Here is a 23,959-nt window from a genome sequence, read left to right as displayed (position 1 = left end):
ATGTCGTACAGGAAGATTTGGGGAAGCGCCCCCGTCAGAATGTTTTGCAAAAATAAGGCCTTTATTTACTTTCGTTCATGAGGAGGCATGCGCATGTCAACTGCCATAATCAGTGTACGCACCCACTAGAGGGGGGCGTTGATTCAAACCACCTGGTATTCTCGGGAGGTTTGAACACAGATGAATAAGAAATGGTATTTGTATGTCAATGCGTTGTCATCCTTGGGTTCGCGGATGAATTTGATCGCTTGCAGCGCATTGATTTTCACATTTGAACATAGTGCGTATTGGATGACCGCTTTTTTCGTCGCCAGGCAGCTGGGTGGGATGCTATTTAGTCCTTTGGCTGGGATGCTGGCTGATCGAATGGACAGGAGACGTACCATGATCGCGAGTGACTTGGGAGCAGGTCTTGCTATTCTCGCCATCGCTTTTTTTCCGACTCCGTATGTCTTGATCGCAGCAGCTTTTCTTAATGGGATGCTGTATACGCTGTTTCACATTAGTTTTCAGGCTTCCTTGCCACAAATATTCGGGAGCGAGCAGTTGGTTCAGATCAATGGACGGAAGGTAAGGCTGGAGTCGCTGGTAGGCATCGTCGGCTTTTTGCTGGGAGGATGGCTGACGGATCACTTCGGCTATACGATTGTGATCGTCTGTGATGCCGCGACCTTTCTTTTCTCGGCATGGATCTTGACGAGACTCCATTGGGCAGCGCATACTGCATCATCTGACACGAGTGCCCAGGTCTCATCTGCGAGCGGCTTTCGTGCCACCCTTCGATATTTGTGCGCTACACCTGTTCTCCTAACCATTAGCCTGTTAGCTTTTCTCGTATCGATCAGCACTTCCTCGTATAATTACGGGTTGCCTTTTTTGGCCGATCAACTAAGTGGAAGTAACGCCACCTTGCACGGATTGATGTGGACGGCGATGAGCGTTGGGGGGTTGATCGGCGCGTATTTGGCATCTCGTTTGCGGGTGAAGCTGGTGAGCAGGATGCTCATTGCTTATGTAGTTTTTGCGATAGTGATCGTCTTTGCATTCGCGGTATCCGATGCTGTTGTCGTGCTATTGCTGCTGACTTTTGCGGGGCTTTTTACCAGTGCTGCCCAGGTTTATGAGAGTACGTTATTGCAGCAAGCCAAGAATGAGCTGCGTGGCAAGGTGATGGGCGTCCAGGGACTCTTGAGTCGAAGTGGGTATTTCGTCGGTTTTCTCATCGCTCCGTTCATGACGGGTGCTTTCACTTTATTTGGCATGATGGTACTTGCACAGTTGTTGTTTGTCACAGGACTGATCGGATTTGGCTTGTTTCTCATGAGGCGTAGTCTTTTTTCCACCTTCTAACCATAGGATGTACCAGTTGGGAGGTGTCGGGATTGGCTGTATTTCGACCCCGTCGGCGTTGGCGGAACCCGCTTTCTCGTACGAAAGCGTTTTTGATCGCACTGGTGATTATGTTCTTCTTAACGATTCAGACGCTTGTGTTTTTGCAAAATCGGCTGGAGCCTACGCTCTTGATCCTGGCTACCCAAAAAGCGGAGCAATTGGCGAAGGAAGCGATAACAGATGCTGTAACCAAGCGGATTTCCCAACAGGGCGTCGACTTCAACCAGATTGTCAAAATCGAGAAGAACAACGAGGGGCAGATTCAGGCGTATCAGTTCAACTTCAAGGAATATGCAAGAATCGTGGGCGAGACAACAGCGAGAGTCCAGAACAAGCTCCAAGAGTTTGAGGAAGAAAAAGTAGACCGCACGATCCCGCTCGGCTTGGCAACCGGGAACTCCTTTTTGGCGTCGATGGGTCCGAATCTGCCAGTAACTTTCGTGCCCATTGGCTCGGTTAAGACCAAGCTGGAGACAGAACTGAAGGAAGCGGGCATCAACATGGTGCTGGCAACGGTTTATATTTTCGTGGAAGTCGATCTGCGTATCGTCATCCCATTTGCGACCGAGGAGCAGACGGTGACGACGAAAATCCCGATCACCCATTCCTTGATCATTGGCGATGTACCGACGTATCTGTACAACAACCCGGAAGGCAAGCCGGATGTGCCACGTGCCCCGATGGAAACACCGAACAGTACTCCCTAATGGATAAACAGGAAAAAGCGGCAGCCCGTTGCTGTCGCTTTTTTCATGAAGTCTTTTATGAAAGCAGGCGGGAAAGCCCCCGATCGTTTTTTCCGGTACCCGTCGGATGAAAGACCTTCCTGCACAACTCAATACTTTCACGACGAATCCCCTTTAAAGACTCACCCAAAATCGATTTCGCTCTCGTCTCGGAATACACATCCGCCGTATCGAACGTGGTGATTCCAGCGTCTAACGCAGCATGTACGCACGCTTACGCTGTGGTGTCATCTACTTGTGCACCGTGAGTGATCCAGTTTCCGAATGCAATCTCGCTTACGGACAAGCCGCTTTTGCCAAGTTTCCGATACTCGATGAAGTCCTTCCTCCTTCCCAATATACAACCGATTATAACGAGCGTAATTAAATAGATCAAATATATAAAATCATCATGATTCATATGAAAATCATATTACTTAAACCAATTCGTATGGATTGACCAAGGTTTGTTAATTATTCACATTTTCTACCATCATTTGCCGCTATGATGAAAGTTGGATGTGATACCTATGAAGAAACAAGCGAAAATCCTTTTTCTCATCTTGTTAGCGGCAGGAACGCTTTTCGATTGGTCCAGCAGTCTGCATAAACAGGACGTCGATCTTTACACGATAGGAATTGTGATTGCCAATGAGGATAGAAAAGATAAAGTAGCGGGATTGAAGGCAGGATTGCAATCGTTAGGTCTCGGTAAAGGAGCACGCGTTCAGTATGTGCCAGTATATTTGAATACGGCTCAGACTCTTGAAGAGGAGCGCTCTCTTGTCCAGAGCTTGATCTCAAAAAAGCCGGATGTAATCGTAACGACAGGGGCGCACGAGACCTTGTTGACTCAAAAGGCGACATCGACGGTTCCCATTGTTTTTATTGGTGTCGCCTCAATGGTAGAGCTGCCACTTGTTGAGACCGAGGGAACGGTTAGGTGTGGCATCAGCAATGGCCAAATGAATGTGATTGGGAAAAGACTGGAGCTGACAACTCGTTTGTTGCCTGATGCCAAGCGCATTCTGATCATTGCCGATTCTCATGCTCCTACGACAGAGCAAGCCATCGCAGAAGCACGATCGGCTGCTTCCTTGCTGAGAATTCACTTGCAGGTGAAGCAGGTTTTTTCCCCAAAAGAATTGGAGCAATTGCTCAGTAGTCTCACTCCAGGAGAATACGACGCCATGCTTCCTTTACCCAGCTATGTTCTGGAAGACGCGATTACCGATTGCATGCCTCTTTTGTTCGAGAAGCAATTGTTTGTCATGGGCGCATACCCCGAGCAGGTGAAAGCTGGTTTACATGCCGCTTATGGCGTTTCCTTTCATGCACAAGGCATGCAGGCTCGCTCATATGGTGGCTCGGGTGTTGGATGGCGTTCCTCCTACAGCTCTGTCAATCGAATGGCCGGATGACGTGCGGCTAACGGTCAATGCCTCTTCCCTGTCCAAGCTTCCGATTACCGTAACAGACCAACAGTGGTCACTGGCACAAGAATGGTATGGAGTGAAGAACAAATGAGGTGGAGCATCATACCGCGCATCAGTAGACTGAAGACAAAAATGCTCCTTTTTGGCCTGTGCATGTCCATCATCCCTTTTCTGATTCTTGGTTATATCAATTTGCATACCAGCAAATAAAAGGTTCGAGAAGAGGTAGACAGAGCCAATCAGATCTACGTGGAAAATACGTTAGCGCAGCTAGATATGCTTTTTTTACATACGTCCCAATCCATGCAAGTCGTTCAGCAGCGTTTCCGCAATGAGCGCCCTGGCGATGATGATGCTTATTTTTTGATGAATACATTATTGAAAACCTCGCTTTACATGGAGGAGGTCGCGCTTTTTAATCAGGATGGAGAGCCGCAGTATTTACTGAATCGCTGGAAACACCAAAGGCAGGACACACCAAGGGACAACCAACTTCTTCTCACCATACAGTCGGGAAAACCATACATCGGAAGCATTGTCCGATCAGAGGAAGGAAAGCTGCTGGTAACGGTCGCGATCCCTCATGTATCTGCCAAAGGTGTCAAAGGCGGCATGTACGCAAAGCTCAATGTAAAACAGCTGCTCGAACAAGTCACACTGCGGGCTCGATATGAAAACGAGGCCTATTTGTTTGTCACAGATGGGAAAAGCGACAGGTTTGCCGATCCGTTTATGCTCGGCAAACCTTCTGATGGCTCTTTGACCTATTACGAACAAGCGGTTCCTCCCGCTTGGACACTACCAGCTCGAACGGACAAGCCTGTTATCCGCACGTATCAAGCTTCGAATGGCGATCTCATGGTCAACTATGCCATGCGGTCCTCTGTCACACATTGGGTCATTATGCTGGAACAGTCGAGCCAAACGGCATTTGCGGCCTTTTCAAAATTAGAACAGTCTCTGCTGCTTACGACCTTATTCATTGCCCTTCTCGTTTTGGGAATTAGCATTGTGTTTTCTGTTTCGTTTAGTCGGTTGATGGAAAAGATCGAATCCGCAGTGCAAAAAATCGCAAATGGCGACTTATCCGTACGAATACCAGTGACGACCTCAGATGAAATTGGCAGGTTAGCAGCGTCCTGCAATGAAATGGCACAAAGTCTGGAGATGAAGACCAATCAGCTTCTCGAAGAAAAAAAACGGCTTGATCTTGTCGTCAGTGGCATGGGGATGGGGTTGATTCTCGTAGATGAATCCTTTCGCATTCGCTGGATTAACCAAACAGCGTCAGGGTGGTTCCAGGATGCTTCTTATCTCCTGGGGAAAGACTGCCATCAAACGATTGGTCAGCAATTCAGTTCATGCAGTAGTTGCATGCTCCGAACGCGACAAATGGTGAGTAAAAAGCAGACCGACCTTACTTCCTCCAGAGTCGATCAGGATGGACGTGTCCGTTTTTATCGACATCAGGTTTTCCCTCTGCATCCCGAGAAAGTGTCGTCTGCTTTTCTAGAGGTCATCGAGGACATCACGGAGAAGCGAGAGCTGGGAGCCGCAATTACACAAGCAGACAAGCTCCCTGCGATTGGACTCTTGGCGTCGGGCATCGCCCATGAAATCAATAATCCATTAGGCATTCTGTCGTTGTATGGACAAGACCTGCGAGACCGGCTAGTGGACGAGGATATACGAGAGTTGCAGGACACAGGAGAGCTTACCCAGTACTTGGACACGATGGACAAACAAATTAACCGTTGTAAGGAGATTACGACCCGATTGCTGCACTTTTCGGGGAAATCACCACTTACCACAGAAAAAGCAGATATTCATCGATCAGCTATTGGTTGCCAATGAACCTTAAGAGCGGATTCCACCGCATCTGGAACAGCCCCTTTTCTTTTTGCTTATATACTACTTGGTGAGATCGATACTTTAATACTTGAGAAATATTTATATATTAATGGATTTACTGTAAAAAAATGGTATTGTATACTTAGGTGGTAAAACTATAAAAATTAAGGAAGGTAAATGGGAATGAACAAAAAAACTAAACTGTTTTCGGTAGCCACAGCCACAATTTTGGGTACTTCTCTTGTAACTTCTGGCGGAATACATGCAAATGCAATATCGAATCCGAATACTAGTAATATTCAAGCAGGCTACTATTACATCAATGGAATGGAGTATCAAGTACCAAACAGCGAGATTTATAACTTCGTAAATGAAAATAGAATCACAAATTTGCCGCATGATACTTCAAATATCTCAACTTCATCAAATAAAGGGGATGCGCGTAAAGTAAAACCCACAGCGGGGTGTGATCAAGGTGAATGGGTATTTACAGCAAAAAGAACAGCAAGTGGCTTCAAGCTGGGAGATTCCGGTACGAGAGTAATTAATAAAACCAGTAAAGATTTGACTGAAACATCGAAATTAAGTTCAAGTACAACGATTTCAGGTAAAGTAACTGGATCAGGCAAATGGAATTGGGGTGTAATCGAAGCGACAGCAGGCTTCGAAATAGGAGGTAGCGTAACATGGACGACAGAAGAGTCAACTACAATTACAGTAAGCCCTGGTGAGTGGGGATGGATTGATTATGGTGCTTATACGGAGACCTGGGAAGGAGATCATTACTATGTAACCCCCACTTGCAAAATTCAAGACAAAAAGAGAATTAAGGTAATAGGTCCAAAATACAAAGCCAAACTAGCAAGAACTGAAAAATTCTAATAACTGCTAAGAAGGAGAAGAGCTGAGAATGAGAAATATACTCCTAATACCTGTATTACTCCTAGCTGTATGTAGCCTCTTATTAGGGTGCCAGGAAGATAATCTGAAGGATCAGAACGATAAAGTGCTGCCTAATAATACTGCAGCTCCTAAACCGGAGAATCATGCATCAAAAGAAGTGGAGTGGGTTAAGGTTGTTGAACCACCTCAAAATGTCTCTTCTCCTTCCGAAGCTGTTGTCCATCAATACGAGGTTGGATTTAAAGATGGAACAAAAGAATTACCTAAGAAAGATTCGGTCATTTTTGAAACGACTCTTGGGCAAAAAAGTGTAGTGGCTATTCGTTCACCAGAGGGAAAAAACAATTTTGCTATATTTTTGTATGAACATGTTCCCTCAGAGAGCTGGGGGGTTTATGGACTTGTACGGTTGCTGGGGAATACAGAGTTTGCAGATAAGGAGGGTTTACCATTACCTTTCGAAAAGTTCAATGCAACAAAAATGAGTATTCCAGAAAAAGAAGTGAATGTTTGGGTGTTTGCAAACGAAAAAGAGATCGTTACGATTACCGTATATAAACGCTTCCCGTTTGCACCTAGTTCTGATCGCGAAACGATCTTTCAAAAAAATGGGAACGAAGCATATGTAGGTAAGGATCATTTGAAAAATAGCTATTTGTATTACTTTGATACCGAAAAGACGATTGTTGTTTCTGGTAATGTAGCCAAGCAGAATGTTATCAATGTGGCAAATTCTTTACCTCCTGTTACTTCTGCCTTGTTTCCTAGCCCGAAGAAAAAGGAACAATAAAGCAGGCCTTCCAACGAGCTAAGCCAGAGGGATGTGCCGCGTGCACAGTTCGATTGGCAGGATAATCCATGGTGTATGGAGAAAAGCGACAGTGTAGAGCTGTCGTTTTTCTTTTTTGCCAATGAATGTAGGAGGATTCGAAATGCTGATCAAATGGATTACGTGTAAAGTAACGGAAAGTCAGAAGCAATCGTTTTCCCTAGCACAAGAGAAATGGAGGCCTTTAGAGGGAATAGAAGGCTTCCTGGGACAAGTAGGAGGCTGGAATCAGCATCAGCCGTTGGAAGCGTGTATCCTTACTTTTTGGGAGGGCATGGACCACTATCAATCTTTCATGGAGAAGGATCACGATCCGATTTTTCATCAGACAGGACAGAGTCAGTCGTACGAAGCCATATCTGTACAGCTTTTCTCGACGATCACCGACATGGATGAACGAAACATCTTGGATGCAATTGACTCCGGTCAAATTCTTCGCGTAGCAAATACAAAAGAAATAGACGGGATGACGGAAAGCGATGGAATGCTGGTAGGAGTCGTTGGTCAAAGTCTGAAAAGCAGTGAACAGTATGTGACGGTGTCTCTATGGAAAAATGAACAGCTGTCACTGCCGAGAGCTCATACAGCTGTGCTTGAACCGACATGGCGTGTTGTGAAAAGAGGTCGCCAATCATGAGCAGAAGCTTTCAAAAAGGCATTATTTTCGATATGGACAATACCTTGCTGCAATCCAGAATCAACTTTTCAGAAATGAAGCGGACTATTTTTCAACTGTGGGCGGACAATGGGATCGTTCCTTCTACACTCGATTGGCAAAATCACACGGCATCGCAGCTCATTGAGATCGGGCGAAAAGCAGAGCGGATGACGAGAGAGCTGGAGCAAGCGATGTGGGATGCGGTAACCGCGATCGAGAAGGAAGGGATGCATGGCGCTGTTTTGGAGCAGCATGCAGTAGAAGTGCTAGAGCAGTTGAAAAACAGCTACCAGCTGTACATCCTGACCAACAACGCCTACGCAGCGGCAGAGGAGGCGTTGAACGAGACGGGAATCGCCTCCTACTTTGATGAAATCGTAGCACGCGAACAGATGACGACCTTGAAGCCATCTCCATCGGGCATTCACTATATTCGCAGCCGCAAGCCGGAATGGCCTGTATCAGCTTGGACGATGATCGGGGATTCGTGGATCGATGGAAAAGCGGCCTGCGACGGACAAGTCGCTTTTATTGCCTATCAAGCAAACGAGCTGGACATGGAGCGCAATGGCGTAGTGCCTAAGGCGTACATAACCGATTTGAAAGAGCTCTTGGTGGTCCTTGAGGAGTGCGAGCAGAGCTAAAAGTGCCGTTCTCCAATAAATGATCACAGACAATTGCGGAAAGTGTGCTATACTTTGCATAACTGAATACCAGCCTTCAGGGTAGGGTGCAATTCCCGACCGGCGGTAATGACGAACGCACGTCTGAGCCCGCGACTCGCTATCGAAAGTAGTTGATAGCGACTGACTTGGTGCAAATCCAAGGCCGACGGTACAGTCCGGATGGGAGAAGGTATTTGGAATAGCCTTATCAGCTGTTTTTTCGAAAAACGGTTGGAGCAAGGCTTCTTTCTCAACGCCCTGAGTATATCATTCACGGGCGTTTTTGTTTTTCATAAAACTTCATAGCGACAATCTTCAGGGCAAGGTGCAATTCCTGACCGGCGGTAATGACGAACGTACGTCTGAGCCCGCGACTCGCTGACCACGCATGGAAGCGACTGATCTGGTGAAAGTCCAGAGCCGACGGTACAGTCCGGATGAAAGAAGATTTTTGTGCTTTCTTCATTTGTTTTTTTGAACGTATAGGAATTTATAAAATAAATTCCGGAGCGTATGAAAACTTTCCGCTAAAACGCGGTCGCTCCCCCTCGAAGAGGCCTTGGTAGAGGTTTTCTTAAAAACGGATGAGGTAAGGCTTCTTTCCCTATGCCCTGAAACGCTTTGAGGTTTCGAGGGCTTTTTGCGTTGTGCTTGGCTGGAATCAGGAACAGAAAGGAGTGCGGTATGGAACAGGACAGCAAGTACATGGACTTGGCGCTGGAACTGGCACGATCGGCACGAGGTCAAACCAGCCCGAATCCGATGGTCGGAGCTGTGATTGTGAAGGATGGAACCATCGTTGGAATGGGGGCGCATCTGTGTGCAGGAGAACCCCATGCTGAGGTGCACGCTCTGCGGATGGCCGGGGAAAAAGCGCAAGATGCGACCGTGTACGTGACACTGGAGCCTTGCAGTCACTACGGAAAAACACCTCCGTGTGCAGAGGCGTTGATTGCAGCTGAAGTACGTCGTGTCGTTGTAGCGACGCTCGACCCGAATCCATTGGTAGCTGGACGAGGAGTGGAGTTGCTGCGGGCAGCAGGAATGGAAGTGTTGGTGGGTGTGGGAGAAGAGGAAGCGAAGGCGCTCAATGAAGTCTTTTTCCATTTCATCCAGACAAGACGTCCATTTGTGACGGTAAAGACAGCCAGCACATTAGACGGGAAAATCGCTTCGTCCACTGGACACAGTCGGTGGATCACCGGAGCAGAGGCTCGGGCAGAGGTGCATGAACTGCGCAGGCAGCACGATGCGATCCTGGTTGGGGTTGGGACGATTCTCGCGGATGACCCACTGTTGACCGCACGACATGAAGAGCAACGTTTTGGAAAGCAGCCAGTTCGAGTGATTTTGGACAGCCATTTACGGACTCCGCTGGATGCCCGTGTCGTCCAGAATGCAGATGCGCAGACATGGATCTTTACGACAGATGCTGCTCCAAGCGAAAAGCAGGAGCGGCTTACGGAAAGAGGAGTAAAGGTCATCACAACGGAAGCGCCGATTCGTGTAGAAAAGGTGCTGGATACGCTGGGAGAACTGGGGATCACCTCGTTGCTAGTGGAAGGCGGACAGGAAGTAAACGGCTCCTTTTTGCAGGCGAGAGCCATTCAAAAGGTCGTGAGCCATATCGCACTAAAGCTCATCGGGGGAAGCAGCGCGCCCTCGCCATTCGGTGGGAAAGGCTTTGCGACGATGGGAGAAGCTGTACAGCTGACAAATGTCACGATCACTCCAATCGGAAAAGGGGATGTACAGATCGTCGGGTACCCGCAATGGGAGGGTCAGACGTAGCCAGATGAGGAGGAGAGAGCATGTTCACGGGACTAGTCGAAGAAGTGGGCGTATTGGAATCGATTCAAGGGAACGAGCAAGCGAGTCGACTGATCATCCGTGCACAGCAGGTGCTAGAAGGGGTGAAGATCGGAGATAGCATCGCGGTCAACGGCATTTGCCTTACCGTTACCTCTTATACGAATCGTCAGTTTAGCGTCGATGTGATGCCGCAGACGATGAACAAGACGAGCTTGCGTCAATTACGCAGTGGTCAGCGGGTCAATCTGGAGAGAGCGATGCGTCTGGGTGATCGTTTTGGTGGACATATCGTCTCCGGACATGTGGATGGGACTGGCACGGTTGTGTCACGAGAGGTGAATGCGAATGCCGTATTGTTTCAGATCGAAGCCAGTTCGCAGCTGTTGAAGTACGTCATTGCCCGTGGATCGATTTGCATAGATGGCATCAGTTTGACGGTGGTGGACGTGGAGAACAGCCGTTTTACCGTTTCGATCATTCCACATACGCTGGCGAATACGAGTCTAGCAGACAGACGACCAGGGGATATGGTCAATCTCGAAGCAGATGTCATCGGCAAATATGTAGAGCGTCTGTTAGGCTACCACAACCATGTCGGTAACCAAAAATCTGATGGACTAAGTCTAGCCTTTTTGCAGGAAAACGGCTTCGTGTAATGAGGAGGGGAAAAGGATGTTTCATCGCATAGAAGAAGCATTGGAAGATTTGCGTCTGGGGAAGGCAGTCATCGTGGTAGATGATGAAGATCGGGAAAACGAAGGGGATTTTGTCTGCATGGCCGAAGCGGCTACACCAGAAATGATCAACTTCATGGTCACACATGGCAGAGGACTCGTTTGCGTACCTGTTACGGAGGAGCACGCTGCTCGTTTGCAGCTCAGCCCGATGGTGAATGCCAATACGGACAAGCAAGGGACTGCTTTTACTGTGTCCATTGATGAAAGGAGTACCCACACAGGGATATCCGCCCAAGAACGTTCCCTGACCGTGTTGGCGATGCTCGATGATCATAAGACGGCAGAAGATTTCCGCAGACCGGGACACATCTTTCCGTTGATCGCCAAGCCGGGTGGTGTATTGCGCAGAGCGGGACATACGGAGGCGGCAGTCGATTTGGCTCGCATGGCCGGGGGCATTCCGGCGGGAGTTATTTGCGAAATCATGAACGAAGACGGCTCGATGGCACGTCTGCCGCAATTGGTAGAAATCGCACGCCGCTTCGATCTCAAGCTGATTACAATTGCGGACCTGATTGCGTATCGGATGCGCACAGAGTCTTTCGTGAAACGGGAAATAGAAGTGCAGCTCCCGACCGCCTACGGTGATTTTCGTATCGCGGCTTATACGAACGAGCTGGATGGCAAAGAGCATGTGGCTCTCATTAAGGGAGAGATCGAGCCTGATGAGCCGATTCTTGTTCGCGTGCACTCGGAGTGCTTGACCGGAGATATTTTTGGCTCCCATCGCTGCGACTGCGGGCCGCAGCTGCACGCTGCATTGGAGCAGATGGAAGCGCATGGACGCGGCGTTTTATTATATATGCGCCAGGAGGGCAGAGGGATCGGCTTGATTAATAAGCTGCGTGCCTACAAGCTGCAGGAGGAAGGCTTGGACACCGTTGAGGCCAATGAAAGGCTTGGATTCGCCGCCGATCTGCGAGATTACGGTATCGGCGCGCAAATTTTGCGAGATTTAGGGGTACAGCACATGCGGCTTTTGACTAACAACCCACGAAAAATCCGCGGTCTCACTGGATATGGTCTAAAAGTAGAAGAGCGGGTGCCGCTTCAAATGCCTGAGCATCTGCACAACAAACGTTACCTATCGACAAAACAAGAGAAGCTGGGTCACCTGCTTCATCTACACGGATAAAAGGAGAGGGAATAAGCAATGAGAACATTCGAGGGACATTTGGTTGGAACGGGTTTGCGTGTTGGGATTGTGGCTGGACGCTTTAACGAATTGATCGTGAGCAAGCTGGTGGGAGGCGCTCTCGATGCCTTGAAGCGCCATGGCGTGGAGGAAGAGCATGTCGATGTGGCATGGGTGCCGGGAGCATTTGAAATACCGTTGATCGCGAAAAAAATGGCGGAATCCGGTCGCTATGATGCGGTTGTTACGTTGGGGGCTGTCATTCGCGGGTCGACTCCGCACTTCGATTACGTCTGCAATGAGACAGCCAAAGGTGTCGCGGCCCTATCGCTTTCGACCGGAATTCCTGTTATTTTTGGCGTACTGACTACAGACAATATCGAGCAAGCCATCGAGCGCGCAGGAACCAAGGCAGGGAACAAAGGGTGGGAAGCAGCAGCGGCAGCGATTGAAATGGCCAATTTATCCAAGCAATTTGCGTAACCAATTCATATGAATCGTTCAATCATTTGGCGGGGGCTTCGGCTCCCGTTTTCTATTTTTTTGGATAAAATCGCCACGGACAGGTCAAAGTAAGAAAGATTTTCCTGAAAAAAAGGGGGGATCTAGCCTGAGGCCGACTGATTGGTGGAGAGCGCAAGTAGAGGCAATAAAAGCAAAGCGGCGCACCGATTCGGGGCAAGCGCGGCGAAGTGAACAAGTTACGCCAGAGATGGTGAAACAGCGCATGCAAAACGTGGATGACCTCAGCAGCTTGTCATTGAAGATGAATGACGAGGAGGTACACGTTTTTTTTCTCGATACGCTCGTGGATGTGTCCCAAATATATGAGACGGTATTTCTTCCGTTGCAGCGTTCCGATGGTAGAGACCCGATGCAGGCGCTCCCTTTCTCACAGGAATGTCGCCTTGACGATATGGAGACGTTGATAAGTAACTTGCTTCGCGGTCATACCATCTTGTTTTTCCTCGAAAGGAATCTCATTCTGCATGTGAATACATTTCAGGTCGCACATCGTTCCATTACGAAGTCAGAGACGGAGGCGACCGTCCTTGGACCGCAAGACTCCTTTGTTGAGATGCTGGAGATCAATTTGTCTTTGATCAGGAGAAGACTCGCTACGCCTCATCTGAAAATATCGAGCTACACGATTGGCACCGTGACGCAGAACAAGGTAGCTGTCATTTATTTGGACAATATCGCGAATGCGGAAAATGTGGAACGCGTGAAAAAAAGGATCGACAACGTCATTTACCATGGATTTGTCGGGATGCCTATATTAAAGCAAATGCTGGAGGACAAGCCGTACTCTCCGTTCCCGCAGTTTGGCTTGACAGGTCGGCCAGACAATGCAGCAGCAGCTCTGTTGGATGGCAGGATCGTGATCATGCTGAATGGCAGTCCAGATGCCGCAATCTGTCCGACTTCCTTTCTGGAGATGTTTAGTAGCCCCGAAGATTTTTACAATCGATGGTCAACGGCAAGCTTGCTGCGGATGATTCGCTTTTTCGGTTTGTTCATTACGATTATGCTCACATCCAGCTACGTATCTGTATTGACGTTTCATCCAGAAATGCTTCCCCCCGCTTTGCTGACGATTTTGTCTGAATCGCGCAGTCGGGTGCCTTTTCCGCCCGTGATCGAGGTACTCATTATTGAGCTCGTCATCGAGATTCTGCGAGAAGCGGGGATACGCATGCCGACTAAAATCGGCCAGACAATCGGTATCGTTGGCGGTATCGTGATCGGGACAGCCTCTGTACAAGCGGGGTTAGCCAGTAATATCTTGATCGTCCTTGTTTCCGTATCGGCACTGCTTTCTTTTGTGCCACCCAATTTTTTGATGAGTAATGCGATTCGGCTCGTTCGCTATGGTTTCATCTTGATGGCAGGCGTATTGGGGATGTACGGCCAGATGCTGGCACTGGCGTTTTTGTTTGGACACTTGCTCAACCTGACTTCGCTCGGAACGCCGTACATGGCTCCGGGGGTTCCGCGTCAATGGTCCGATCTGATGAATAGTCTCGTACGTGCACCTTTGAGGTTTATCGTCAATCGCAGCCGCATGTCCCGGCCAAAGCAGAAGCAAGTCCGGCCAGTTGGGGAGGACTAGGGGAGATGGATAGAGGGAGAATTCACAGCCTGAATCCGATCCTGGTAATCGGATTGATTATGAATACGATGGTGGGGGTTAATTTACTCGGACTGGCTCATCATGCAAGCAAAATGGGCTACAATCTGTGGTGGTCTCCGATTTTGCTGGGATGCATCGTCAGCCTAACGCTATTTCCGATGATGGCCTTGTGCCGTCGCTATCCAGAGGATAATCTTTTTCGGATTCACGAAAAGCTGTTGGGAAAATGGCTGGGACGCTGTTTCAATATCCTGATTATCGTCTACGCCATTCTGAATGTATCTACCGCCAATGAAGGATATGTCAGGCTGGTTCAAACCTCCATGCTGAGCAATCAGACAGCTACATTGCCATTGCTTGGATTGACATTGGTCATGGTCTACATTACAAACGGCGGCATCAAATTGATCGCGCGTTTTTGCCTGCTAACGTTCTTTTTTACGGGCTGGATGATTTTTCTTTTGCAGTATGGATTTCAAAAGGGAGGAATCACGCATATTTTTCCTCTTTTTAATACAGATTGGCGCAGCATAGCCGAAACGGTGCACAATTCTTACGCGAGTATGCTTGGGTATGAATTGGTCCTGTTTTTCTACCCGTATATCCAAGAGAAGAACAAGGCACACAAGCATGTGCTGATTGGGATATGGATCGTTGTTTTGTTGTACGTCATGATCTTGATCACGAGCATCTCTTATTTTTCCGAATGGCAAATGGACAATCTCATTTATCCCATTTTGAATTTGTTCAAGGCTGTAGAGCTGTCTTTTTTGGAGCGGATCGAAAATCTCGGGATTGGCCTCTGGGTCTTCCTTATTCTCAGCACGAGTACGGGGTATTTGTGGGTTGCGCGTACCGGTCTTGAAGAAATGGCAGAAAAGACACGGCTGTGGCATCTGCTTGTACCGACAATCCTTTCGTTTTTATTCATTGTGGGGCCATTATCGGTAGAAAAACAACGCTACATTTATGACAAGGTGACTGTTTATATGGCCTATGGACTGATCTTGTGGCCGATTTTTTTGTTAGTGCTTCATTTCTTGAAGTTCGGTAGAGGAGAGCGGGTATCATGAAGCGGGCGAGCTGGTTCATCGCTACGGTTGTCCTCTTGCTTTGCCTTTGCGGTTGTGGGCGCGAACTCGAACGGCCGTCACTGGAAGACATGGCCATGATTGGGGTTATGGGCTTCGATTATGTGGATCGTGAAAAGATAGATGTCACCGTATCGGTACCGGTACCCGCCAAGAATAAGGAAACAACACAGGTGTACTCGACTCATGCAACGATGACGAGCGAGGCGATGCTGAATCTCGCGACAAAAGCAGAGAGGACCATGTCCCTCTCGCAATTGCGTGTGATTTTGTTCAGTGAAGAATACGCCCGCAAAGTAGGAATCGGAAAAGTCATCCTTGACCTCTATCGCAATCCGATTGTAGGAGAAAATGTATACATAGCCGTCGTAAAAGGAAAAGCGAAAGATGTCATCAAAGGAACCTATAACCACAGGCCGGAAATCAACACGTATTTGAACAACCTGCTCCGTCCGCGAGTGGAAACGGCCTTTTCGTCTTTTGCCACCATTCACGATTTTGTATTTATGATGACCAGCAACACGATGGACCCCAATCTTCCTTATCTCATCCACGTTAACGGAGAGATACAGATCTTCAAGGTGGCTCTTTTTCGAGTGGACAGGATGATCGGATTGTATTCACAGCGAGAAGGGAAGGTGGTTCAGGGGTTGCTGGGAAGAGAACGCTTGCCACGTATGAGCTTCGAGTTTCAACACGAGGCGAAGGCAGGTAAAAAACAAACGGAAAAGATCGTCTTCGATTTTGTTCGGGCACAAACGAAGGTAAGAAGCAAGGGAAGCCTGAAAAAGCCTGTCATCGACATCGATCTTCGGGTAAGAGGGATGCTGGTGGGCTATTCAGGCAACAGGGATTTGGAAAAGCGTTCTCAGTTTCGGACCTTGGTTCGAGAGCTTGAGACACGGATCAAAAAGGAAGGCACGGATATGCTGGTACGTTTTCAAAAGCAAGGGGTTGACCCGGCGCAGCTAGAGGAGAGCATTCGCCAAAAACACTATGGCAAATGGACGCGGGAAACGGGTCTCGCCCTTTATAAAAAAGCTAGATTCAACGTCAAAGTTCATGTGGATATTGTCGGTTTTGGCACACTCAAATAAGGGAAAGTGGCTATCCGGTGTAGCTAAAACAAACGCTTGAATTCGCGCCAGATCGCACTCAAATTCCGGCGATTTACATGTTGGAGCTTGCCGTACAGCAGGTTGGTCAAACCTACGAAGGTGAGCTCCTGGTCCTTCGTGTACGGATACCAGTTGAACTCGCGCTTGCGTGTGCCGGGGTCATGAATGACAGATATGCTGTGCGTAAAGGCTTGTAATCCCGAAGGACCACGATATCGGCCAATACCGCTCTGCTTGACCCCGCCAAAAGGAAGGTGGGGATTAGCGTAGCTGATGATGACATCGTTGATGCAGACATTGCCGCTGTCGAGCTTACGAGCTACGCGATCCGCTTTTGCTTTATCAGCTGACCATACCGAGGCATTCAGTCCGTACGGTGAGCTGTTTGCGAGGCGGATAGCCTCTTCTTCACTGGTAAAAGTCATAATGGGCAGCACAGGACCAAATGTCTCTTCCCGCATGATTTTCATGTCAGACGTCATGTTTGTGAGAATGGTTGGCGTGATATACAGGCTGTCAGAGGAAGGAAGTCCTCCGGTGACCGCGGTCGCGCCCGCAGCCAGTGCTTGATCTACGTGGTCACGGACAATTTCGATTTGCTGCGGCGAAGTCATCGACCCGACCTCCGCCTGATCCGGATACCCTTGGCGCAATGCTTTTGTCTTTTCGGTGATCAGTCTGAGAAATTCAGGATATACCTTTTCATGCACGTAAAGCCGTTCGACAGACATGCATACCTGTCCGGAGTTCGTAAATGCCCCCCACACCGCGCCATTCGCTGCCCGTTCCAGATGAGCGTCCTCAAACACGATCATCGGGTCTTTGCCACCAAGCTCCAGTTCAACGGGGATCAAATGCTCCGAGGCTGCCGCCATAATTTTTTTGCCTGTTGCAACAGAGCCTGTAAAAAATATTTTATCCGGGCGCGCAGCTACCAGCGCCTGTCCTGCTTCGCGTCCTCCATGCAAGATAGTCACGACACCTTCAGGCATGGAAACGGCAGAAAACACCTCTTCTATGAGCAGTCCGGTAGAAGCAGTCACTTCAGATGGTTTCAAAATCACGGTATTGCCTGCTACAAGGGCGGATAGCACAGGGATAATGGCAAGCTGAAACGGATAATTCCAAGGAGAGATGACTGCCACCACACCCATTGGCTTGTAGTGGATATACGATTTCTTTGGCCACAGCACGAGGGAGGTCGGTACCGGCTGATCAGCCAGCATCTGAAACGCATGTTTTTCGTAAAAGCGGATGGTGTCGACCGTTACGAATATTTCAGTCATGTACGCTTCCAATGTGACTTTTCCGGTAGCTTCACTAATTTTACGGGCGATTTCTTCGCCGTGATCGACTAAATAGTGCCGCAACTTCGTCAAATAGCTCAGACGCTCGGCCAAGGATGTGGTGGACCAAGCTGGAAAGGCTAGACGTGCACGTGTCATTGCGTCTTCTACTTGTTGTGGAGTTGCTTCCTGCAAGGAGCCAAGCAGCTCGCCAGTGGCGGGATTTTGCATGGACATGTTTGCCATCATCATTCACCTCGTTAAGGGGATTAAGATTCAGAAGAGAAGAGTGTAAGCATCAAATGGGAAATGGCCAGTTCAAAACGGGCAATCGCTTCTTCCGGTCTCTGTAGCTCATCGAGCAAAAATTGAAAAAGGAATCCGTCGATTGCAGAGTAAATGAGCGAGATTGCAGATTCTTCGTCAATGGTCAAGACAGTTTGCTCTTCGTGCTGCAAACGTACCAGCATGCGAGCGATGAGACTATGCAGCCGGGCACGGATGTCTTTTACCTGCTCACTAAAAGCAGGAACGTACATGGCCTGTACTTGTAAGTCATACCAGAGTCGATGCAGCTTGCGATCTTCTTGCAGGCTCCGGCTTAAGACTCGGGCTAAAGCACCAGACCATTCGCCTGACGGAGCAGCAATTACTTCCCGTTCCAATTCCTCAATAAATCGTCCCTTGTAGCCAGAGATGACAGCGAGCAGCAGCTCCTCCTTGCTTGCAAAATAATAATGCAAAATGCCGAGTGAGACGCCAGATTCCTTGGCAATATCACGCAAGGAAACATGGGCGTACCCTTTTTCGGCCAGACAAGCAGTAGCTTGCTCGATCAAAAAAGCCCGTTTTGCTTCTGCTTTTTTTGGGAGAGGCACCTTCTCACCTCTTTTTTTGGACGACTGTCCAGTTTTTCTGACTTTATTGTACCATAAAAAAGAAGCGGCTTCATTACCGCTTCTTTTGTCGTTCCCAACGTCTTAAATAGGGATAAGGATCGAATGACCAATCTGCGCCGCCTGTTTCCCGATACATACCGTAATGCAGATGCGGAGGGAATTTGCCAGATGTACCGGGCTTCCCGTATCCAGAGCTGCCGACATATCCGATAACTTCCCCTGGCTCCACGATGTCACCGGGCTTCATGCCCTTTTTGAACGAGGACAGATGTGCAAAATAATGATACACATTGCCCATGTCACGCATGCCGATTCGCCATCCGCCAAACCGGTTCCAGCCAATTACCTCAATGACGCCGTATGCTGTGCTAAGTACTGGTGTGCCGTGACTCGCAAAAATATCGGTGCCTTCGTGGATACGTCGTCCACCCCAGCCTCGAGGAGCCCCCCATGTACTGCGATAGCTGTATTCGTACCTCGCTGGAATGGGAAAATGACGTTCATCTAGCTGAAGATGCTGATACTTCCCATACACCTGGGCAAACTGCCTAATCGTCTTCACGGACCGATCGCGCTGGTAGTATGACCAGAGACCGATTTGCCAATCTTCATGGGAGAAGCCGTATTCGGATAGGTAGTGAATGAGAGTAGTGAGTGCATCGAGATCATTGTGGCGATCCGCGATCCCATCGCCATCTCCATCCATCCCGAGCCCCTGAAAGAACTGGATCGATATCAGATTGGTGTCCTCGGCATCGGGATTGAACGCACCAGCCCAGCGATCACTGGGAATGTCCACGGCAGTCAGACGAGAGACCTTTGTTTCTTCCTGCTTCTTCCTGCGGATTTTCATGGTGCGCTCGTATTGATCTATAGCAGCTATGTAATTCCACGGAATGCCGTACATCGATTCCAATCGCTGAAAAAGCTGCAAGCGCTGCTGAAGAACGGGGTCTTGCCCATTGGCGGATGGAGCGATTCCGGCGACGGATTCTAGTGGAGAAATAGCTGCAATCACGCACAAGCTGATCTGAATGATTAGGCGGAAAACTCGCATGCCGTCTCCCTCCAGCCTAGTAGTCTTTTGTTGTAGTTTCTGCCAGTTGAAGTGGATTATCCAAGATACTTTTGGAAGAAAGTTTTGTTAATTTACGGTAAAAGAGGCAGGAGCACAGCGTACATCCAAAGAATTGAAAACGAGAGGAGTGTATTCCTTAAAAACCCGTCATAAGGAGGCTGTGTGATGAGCAAAAAAGTGTTGATTGTAACAGGGGACGCCGTAGAGGCACTGGAAGTTTTCTATCCGTATTACCGCTGCCTGGAAGAAGGGTTTGAAACGGTAATTGCAGCACCCAGCGTGAAAACCCTGCACACCGTTTGCCATGATTTCGAAGCACACAGTGAGACGTACACGGAAAAGCCGGCTTATCAGCTTCCCGCCCATGCTGCATTCTCAGACATTAATCCAGAGGCGTTCGACGCATTGATTATTCCGGGCGGACGAGCACCTGAGCATATCAGGCTGAATGTACATCTGAAGACGATTGTTGCGCATTTTTTCGAAGCCAACAAGCCAGTCGCTGCCATTTGCCATGGCTCTCAAGTATTGACCATTGTCCGCGAGCATTTAGCAGGCCGTGAAATGACAGCTTATCAGGCATGCAGACCGGATGTAGAGGCGTGCGGCGCGATTTACCAAACAGAAACACTCCATGTCGATGGCAATCTCGTTTCCGGACATGCATGGCCAGACTTGCCAGGCTTCATGCGTGAATTCCTCCGTTTGCTGAAATAACCACCAAGATTCTAGAACTTCCGTCACTCATCTGGCGGAAGTTTTTTTCGTTCGTACAGATCTTTTCATCCAGCCTTTTCCTCTGTATCATAAAGGGAAAGTATGTTCGTCTGTTTCATGTGAGGAGTGGAAAGATTGTGCTGTCATTTATACATACAGCGGACGTCCATCTGGATGCACCGCTTCAAATGCTGGGAGAGCGCTATGAGCTGCGTCAGGATGATTTTCGCCGCACCATGACAAAAATTCGTGACCTCGTCTGCGATAAAGAGGCTGACTTCTGGCTCATTGCTGGAGATTTGCTCGAATACCACGGGGGAAGACGATCAACTGCGATGTTTTTACGTGATCTATTCGCAAGTATCGCACCAACCCCTGTCGTGATCGCACCAGGCAATCACGATCCGTGGCGAGCAGATTCGTTTTATCAAACATTGGAATGGTCGGGGAACGTCTACTGGTTTACACCGGAGTGGGGCGTGTATGAGTTTCCGGAAAAGTCATGTGTCATATACGGGTGGGGCTTCGGGCAGCCACATGTGTACGAGTCGCCACTCGATACGTTTCCAGGCAGATTGGAAGGCTATGCGCATCATCTAATGGTTCTGCATGCCAGCGTGCTCACCAATGCAGGAGAGGAGCATCATCCGTATGCGCCAGTGACTTTGCAGCAGCTCGTACAGACGGGGATGGATTACGTCGCGATGGGACACATTCACAAGCCAGAGCAATTCATGCATCCCGTCAAAAAACAGCCATTTGCTGCTTACCCGGGTTCTCCAGAAGGCTTGACGAGCAAGGAAGCAGGAGAACGAAATGTCCTGTATGGAGAGCTGGATCATCAGGGAAGATTGCAGCTCACGGCGATTCCTGTGCAGGCACGCAAAATTCGCAAGCTGGAAATCGAGGTAAAAGGAGTCGAAACGACTGAGCAGCTCATCGATTGGATGGAGCAGCAGCTTGCAGGGGAAGAGGATTCGAACATGCTGTACGTCACACTGACAGGGGAGCGTGCGGCACATTTTCAGCCACCTCTATCGGTACTTCAACAGCGATTCTCCCGTTTTTTTGTGCTGCAGCTTACAGATCGGACATGGCCTGACGTGGATGAGGACAAGCTGATTGCAGAAGGTGGCGTGTGGGGGAGGTGGCTTTCCAAGCTGGCAGAGGCGGAGTCCCGCGCACAAAATGAGGACGAGCGAGAGATAGTGAGGTTAGCCAAGCAAGAGGCTTTGGCACGGATTGGAGGGACCATTCGATGAGAATCGAGGAGCTGGTTTTAAAGGGCTTCGGAAAATGGCAGGATGCTTCCTTTCGCTTCGCTCCCGGGATCAATTTGTTCTATGCACCCAATGAGTCTGGAAAATCAACCGTGCTGCAAGGCATATTCGCTGCCTTGTATGGAATGAAGCGCGATTACGTCAAATCGGCGCGGTACTTGCCTGAATATGAAAAATACCGACCATGGCAGAGTGGCGCTTACGAAACGATCATTTCGTACGAATTGGCGGGAAAAACCTATCGCTTGCATCGTCAGTTGACGAAGGAGCGCGAAGAAGCACGCCTCTTTTTGGACCCTGAATGGACAGAGCTGACCGATATTTACATGGAGGACAGGCGCAAGGAACGGAATTTTATTGAGAAGCATACGGGTCTGACACGCAGCCTATTTACGGATTTGACGTGGATCAGACGGGAGCCTCTGCAAGCGGCAGAGCATTTGATTCCGACCTTTGCGACTGCGGAAGAAGCCAATCCAGCTGTCCAGCAAATAGTGGCGGAACTGGATCGCGAGCTTACGGGCATCGGCAAAAAAGAGCGGGCCGAAAATACGCTCTTGGGAAGGGCCGCGACGAAGGTTGCACAAAAAGAGCAGGAAATGGAGAATGCAAAAGCAGCTTGGAGAGCGATCAGCCAACTGACACTGCAAATGGCGGAAGCGAAAGAAGAAAGTCAGCAACTAGAGCTGCGTCGAAGCCGATTGCAGCAGCGTCTGGATCGCTCAACCGAACAAGCCAAAGAGCTTCAGGAGCGCTGGCAACGAAGCCATGCTCCCGTCATCCAACAAGACTGGGCGTGGTGGGAGCATACGGCTCGCTCAGAGGAAGAATTGGCTATTCACGAAGAGGCCAAGCGTAGTTTGGCTCAACTAAACACGCAGACTGTCGCTGTTCGGCAGGTGGATGACCGTCATGAATCCTTGCAGCAAGACTATGAAAAAGGCGTACAACTGCTCAAACAGCGTGAAGAGCGGCATATGCACTTGGCAAGCTTGGCTGTTGCTGCCCTGTCGACAGGCTCGCGAAGTACAGCATCACGTTCGAATAGACAAGGGAATCAGGCAAAAAGGAGGCGGGGTGCTGCTCTTATATGGGGCAGTGCAGGTGTGCTTACCGTTTTTGGCCTCATCGGATTCCTGACTGGACATCCCGTGCTTGGAGGACTTTCTGCTATATTCGCTGTGTTGCTGTTCGGGCTGGGGATTCTCTTGCTTCGGGTAAAAGGAAATACAGGCGGGCAGAGACAGGCAGCAGAAAATAACACGGTACAAGAAAGTCAAAGAGTACAAGAAGAGATTGCTGTACTCGATGCTGAACGAAGCGCACTCGTTCAAAAATGGGGAGCGAGTGATTGGGATACATTTTTGAAAAGACGGGAAGAGCTACTGAAAAGCACACGCACTCAACAATCCGAGCAGCTTCTGTCGGAGGTGGCGAAAACGAAGCAAGAGGCTGAGCTGTCAGCAAGCTGGGGTGAGGCGCTTCGGACCTTGCTTGATCAGGAAAAAAGCGAGCTTGAGACGGAGCAGGGCAAATGGCGAATGGAAATGATAAAGATCGAGGAGAGACTGCAAGGGTTGCGTGAACAATTGGCCAGAGGCAATGGTGAGATGACGGTTCACGAGACCCTGTCATTATCGCGTGCAACGGATGAGCATGAGGAAGCGCAAGAAGTACTTCGTCAGCTGCAAAGGAAGCGAGATGCTCTTCAATTGGCCAGGGATACGTTGCAGGACGCAGTAGGAGAATGGAAACGGGATAGCACGCCCGCTGTGAATCAACAGGCTTCCGAGATTATTGACCATATTACAGCAGGGGCGTACCAGGATGTCAGGCTGGACCCGCGTGACGGTTTTGCTGTCCGTTTGCTGGAACCGAATAGACAAATGGTGCTGGAGCAAGACCAATGCTCTACGGGGACAATTGATCAGCTATACCTTGCCCAACGTTTGGCTTTGGTGCATCACGCCAGCAAGCAATCAGGGCCATTACCGCTCTTTTTCGATGATCATTTTGTTCATTATGATGAAGAACGACTGCACCGTACGCTAGATTATGTAGCCATGCTGGCACAGGAACAACAAGTGTTTCTTTTCACTTGTCATGAGCGAGAGCTCCGCATGCTCGAGCCATTGTTTCGCCAAGGGAACCGCCATGCCGTGCATCGGATTGGGTAATTGTTTCCGAGGCAGGAAAGAGGTTGCCCCTCCGAA

21 protein-coding genes, 1 pseudogene and 2 riboswitches are annotated in these 23,959 nt (G+C 49.1%); of the genes and pseudogenes, 18 read left to right on the top strand and 4 right to left on the bottom strand.

Annotated features, from left to right (window positions below):
- Window positions 1–180 precede the first annotated feature (180 nt).
- Together AB1L17_RS11615 and yunB are read left to right on the top strand one after the other, a co-directional pair.
- Window positions 181–1,350 carry an MFS transporter gene (locus AB1L17_RS11615; protein WP_412845110.1) on the top strand — a complete coding sequence of 390 codons (1,170 nt, stop codon included), beginning with the start codon at window positions 181–183 and terminating at the stop codon, window positions 1,348–1,350.
- 23 nt (window positions 1,351–1,373) lie between these two features.
- Window positions 1,374–2,099 (top strand): sporulation protein YunB, encoded by a 726-nt coding sequence (yunB, locus tag AB1L17_RS11610; RefSeq protein ID WP_412845111.1) that lies wholly within the window; start codon window positions 1,374–1,376, stop codon window positions 2,097–2,099.
- 67 nt (window positions 2,100–2,166) lie between these two features.
- Here yunB and AB1L17_RS11605 read toward each other — a convergent pair.
- Window positions 2,167–2,454: pseudogene (locus AB1L17_RS11605) on the bottom strand (aldo/keto reductase); the annotation flags it as partial.
- Window positions 2,455–2,647: 193 nt separating this feature from the next.
- On the opposite strand from AB1L17_RS11605, the gene AB1L17_RS11600 reads away from it, so the two are divergent.
- From AB1L17_RS11600 to AB1L17_RS11540, 13 genes are all read left to right on the top strand, one after another.
- On the top strand, window positions 2,648–3,538 hold the full coding sequence (locus AB1L17_RS11600) for an ABC transporter substrate binding protein (RefSeq protein WP_412845112.1): 891 nt from the start codon (window positions 2,648–2,650) through the stop codon (window positions 3,536–3,538).
- Between the two features lie 264 nt (window positions 3,539–3,802).
- Complete coding sequence (locus AB1L17_RS11595) at window positions 3,803–5,407, top strand: HAMP domain-containing protein (RefSeq protein ID WP_412845113.1); 1,605 nt, start codon at window positions 3,803–3,805, stop codon at window positions 5,405–5,407.
- A 180-nt stretch (window positions 5,408–5,587) separates the two neighbouring features.
- Entirely contained in the window at window positions 5,588–6,286 is a 699-nt protein-coding gene (locus tag AB1L17_RS11590) for a hypothetical protein (protein ID WP_412845114.1), read from the top strand.
- Between the two features lie 28 nt (window positions 6,287–6,314).
- Window positions 6,315–7,097 carry a hypothetical protein gene (locus AB1L17_RS11585; RefSeq protein ID WP_412845115.1) on the top strand — a complete coding sequence of 261 codons (783 nt, stop codon included), beginning with the start codon at window positions 6,315–6,317 and terminating at the stop codon, window positions 7,095–7,097.
- A 142-nt stretch (window positions 7,098–7,239) separates the two neighbouring features.
- Window positions 7,240–7,773: a YdbC family protein gene (locus tag AB1L17_RS11580; protein WP_412845116.1), complete on the top strand. Its 534-nt coding sequence runs from the start codon at window positions 7,240–7,242 to the stop codon at window positions 7,771–7,773.
- On the top strand, window positions 7,770–8,438 hold the full coding sequence (locus AB1L17_RS11575) for an HAD family hydrolase (protein WP_412845117.1): 669 nt from the start codon (window positions 7,770–7,772) through the stop codon (window positions 8,436–8,438). The genes AB1L17_RS11580 and AB1L17_RS11575 overlap by 4 nt, the downstream gene beginning before the upstream one ends.
- Before the next feature lie 68 nt (window positions 8,439–8,506).
- Window positions 8,507–8,655, top strand: a riboswitch (FMN riboswitch).
- 111 nt (window positions 8,656–8,766) lie between these two features.
- Window positions 8,767–8,912: riboswitch (FMN riboswitch) on the top strand.
- Between the two features lie 231 nt (window positions 8,913–9,143).
- Complete coding sequence (gene ribD / locus AB1L17_RS11570; protein WP_412845118.1) at window positions 9,144–10,250, top strand: bifunctional diaminohydroxyphosphoribosylaminopyrimidine deaminase/5-amino-6-(5-phosphoribosylamino)uracil reductase RibD; 1,107 nt, start codon at window positions 9,144–9,146, stop codon at window positions 10,248–10,250.
- A gap of 20 nt (window positions 10,251–10,270) precedes the next feature.
- The gene (locus tag AB1L17_RS11565; RefSeq protein ID WP_412845119.1) at window positions 10,271–10,927 is read left to right on the top strand and encodes a riboflavin synthase; all 657 of its coding nucleotides are present in this window, start codon (window positions 10,271–10,273) and stop codon (window positions 10,925–10,927) included.
- 16 nt (window positions 10,928–10,943) lie between these two features.
- Window positions 10,944–12,143 (top strand): bifunctional 3,4-dihydroxy-2-butanone-4-phosphate synthase/GTP cyclohydrolase II, encoded by a 1,200-nt coding sequence (locus AB1L17_RS11560; RefSeq protein WP_412845120.1) that lies wholly within the window; start codon window positions 10,944–10,946, stop codon window positions 12,141–12,143.
- Between the two features lie 18 nt (window positions 12,144–12,161).
- Window positions 12,162–12,626, top strand: coding sequence for a 6,7-dimethyl-8-ribityllumazine synthase (ribH, locus tag AB1L17_RS11555; RefSeq protein WP_412845121.1), 465 nt, complete (start codon window positions 12,162–12,164; stop codon window positions 12,624–12,626).
- 127 nt (window positions 12,627–12,753) lie between these two features.
- Window positions 12,754–14,256, top strand: a complete 1,503-nt coding sequence (locus AB1L17_RS11550) for a spore germination protein (protein WP_412845157.1) — start codon at window positions 12,754–12,756, stop codon at window positions 14,254–14,256.
- 5 nt (window positions 14,257–14,261) lie between these two features.
- A complete protein-coding gene (locus AB1L17_RS11545) occupies window positions 14,262–15,350 on the top strand; it encodes a GerAB/ArcD/ProY family transporter (RefSeq protein WP_412845122.1) in 1,089 nt (362 codons plus the stop codon).
- The gene (locus AB1L17_RS11540) at window positions 15,347–16,465 is read left to right on the top strand and encodes a Ger(x)C family spore germination protein (RefSeq protein ID WP_412845123.1); all 1,119 of its coding nucleotides are present in this window, start codon (window positions 15,347–15,349) and stop codon (window positions 16,463–16,465) included. Before AB1L17_RS11545 ends, AB1L17_RS11540 begins: the two co-directional genes overlap by 4 nt.
- A gap of 23 nt (window positions 16,466–16,488) precedes the next feature.
- Here AB1L17_RS11540 and AB1L17_RS11535 read toward each other — a convergent pair whose 3' ends face one another.
- From AB1L17_RS11535 to AB1L17_RS11525, 3 genes are all read right to left on the bottom strand, one after another.
- The gene (locus tag AB1L17_RS11535) at window positions 16,489–18,021 is read right to left on the bottom strand and encodes an aldehyde dehydrogenase family protein (protein ID WP_412845124.1); all 1,533 of its coding nucleotides are present in this window, start codon (window positions 18,019–18,021) and stop codon (window positions 16,489–16,491) included.
- A gap of 20 nt (window positions 18,022–18,041) precedes the next feature.
- Complete coding sequence (locus AB1L17_RS11530; RefSeq protein WP_412845125.1) at window positions 18,042–18,650, bottom strand: TetR/AcrR family transcriptional regulator; 609 nt, start codon at window positions 18,648–18,650, stop codon at window positions 18,042–18,044.
- A 73-nt stretch (window positions 18,651–18,723) separates the two neighbouring features.
- Window positions 18,724–19,728: a M23 family metallopeptidase gene (locus AB1L17_RS11525; protein ID WP_412845126.1), complete on the bottom strand. Its 1,005-nt coding sequence runs from the start codon at window positions 19,726–19,728 to the stop codon at window positions 18,724–18,726.
- A 186-nt stretch (window positions 19,729–19,914) separates the two neighbouring features.
- Between AB1L17_RS11525 and AB1L17_RS11520 the strand changes: the two genes are divergently transcribed.
- The 3 genes from AB1L17_RS11520 to AB1L17_RS11510 all read left to right on the top strand — a co-directional run bounded on the left by AB1L17_RS11520 (window position 19,915) and on the right by AB1L17_RS11510 (window position 23,923).
- The gene (locus AB1L17_RS11520; RefSeq protein WP_412845127.1) at window positions 19,915–20,466 is read left to right on the top strand and encodes a DJ-1/PfpI family protein; all 552 of its coding nucleotides are present in this window, start codon (window positions 19,915–19,917) and stop codon (window positions 20,464–20,466) included.
- Between the two features lie 137 nt (window positions 20,467–20,603).
- Window positions 20,604–21,728 (top strand): metallophosphoesterase family protein, encoded by a 1,125-nt coding sequence (locus tag AB1L17_RS11515; RefSeq protein ID WP_412845128.1) that lies wholly within the window; start codon window positions 20,604–20,606, stop codon window positions 21,726–21,728.
- Window positions 21,725–23,923 (top strand): ATP-binding protein, encoded by a 2,199-nt coding sequence (locus tag AB1L17_RS11510; protein WP_412845129.1) that lies wholly within the window; start codon window positions 21,725–21,727, stop codon window positions 23,921–23,923. The genes AB1L17_RS11515 and AB1L17_RS11510 overlap by 4 nt, the downstream gene beginning before the upstream one ends.
- Window positions 23,924–23,959 lie beyond the last annotated feature (36 nt).

This window comes from Brevibacillus jepli, from assembly GCF_047229145.1.
Classification (GTDB): Bacteria; Bacillota; Bacilli; order Brevibacillales; family Brevibacillaceae; genus Brevibacillus.
Note: the sequence above shows the minus strand (reverse complement) of the source record. Positions and strands in the feature narration are given on the sequence as shown.

Coding starts and splice junctions, on each gene's coding strand:
- AB1L17_RS11545 (WP_412845122.1), top strand. CDS start 14,262: ATGGATAGAGGGAGAATTCACAGCCTGAATCCGATCCTGGTAATCGGA.
- ribH (WP_412845121.1), top strand. CDS start 12,162: ATGAGAACATTCGAGGGACATTTGGTTGGAACGGGTTTGCGTGTTGGG.
- AB1L17_RS11590 (WP_412845114.1), top strand. CDS start 5,588: ATGAACAAAAAAACTAAACTGTTTTCGGTAGCCACAGCCACAATTTTG.
- ribD (WP_412845118.1), top strand. CDS start 9,144: ATGGAACAGGACAGCAAGTACATGGACTTGGCGCTGGAACTGGCACGA.
- AB1L17_RS11600 (WP_412845112.1), top strand. CDS start 2,648: ATGAAGAAACAAGCGAAAATCCTTTTTCTCATCTTGTTAGCGGCAGGA.
- AB1L17_RS11510 (WP_412845129.1), top strand. CDS start 21,725: ATGAGAATCGAGGAGCTGGTTTTAAAGGGCTTCGGAAAATGGCAGGAT.
- AB1L17_RS11560 (WP_412845120.1), top strand. CDS start 10,944: ATGTTTCATCGCATAGAAGAAGCATTGGAAGATTTGCGTCTGGGGAAG.
- AB1L17_RS11615 (WP_412845110.1), top strand. CDS start 181: ATGAATAAGAAATGGTATTTGTATGTCAATGCGTTGTCATCCTTGGGT.
- AB1L17_RS11575 (WP_412845117.1), top strand. CDS start 7,770: ATGAGCAGAAGCTTTCAAAAAGGCATTATTTTCGATATGGACAATACC.
- AB1L17_RS11535 (WP_412845124.1), bottom strand. CDS start 18,021: ATGATGGCAAACATGTCCATGCAAAATCCCGCCACTGGCGAGCTGCTT.
- AB1L17_RS11580 (WP_412845116.1), top strand. CDS start 7,240: ATGCTGATCAAATGGATTACGTGTAAAGTAACGGAAAGTCAGAAGCAA.
- AB1L17_RS11520 (WP_412845127.1), top strand. CDS start 19,915: ATGAGCAAAAAAGTGTTGATTGTAACAGGGGACGCCGTAGAGGCACTG.
- AB1L17_RS11585 (WP_412845115.1), top strand. CDS start 6,315: ATGAGAAATATACTCCTAATACCTGTATTACTCCTAGCTGTATGTAGC.
- AB1L17_RS11565 (WP_412845119.1), top strand. CDS start 10,271: ATGTTCACGGGACTAGTCGAAGAAGTGGGCGTATTGGAATCGATTCAA.
- AB1L17_RS11540 (WP_412845123.1), top strand. CDS start 15,347: ATGAAGCGGGCGAGCTGGTTCATCGCTACGGTTGTCCTCTTGCTTTGC.
- AB1L17_RS11525 (WP_412845126.1), bottom strand. CDS start 19,728: ATGCGAGTTTTCCGCCTAATCATTCAGATCAGCTTGTGCGTGATTGCA.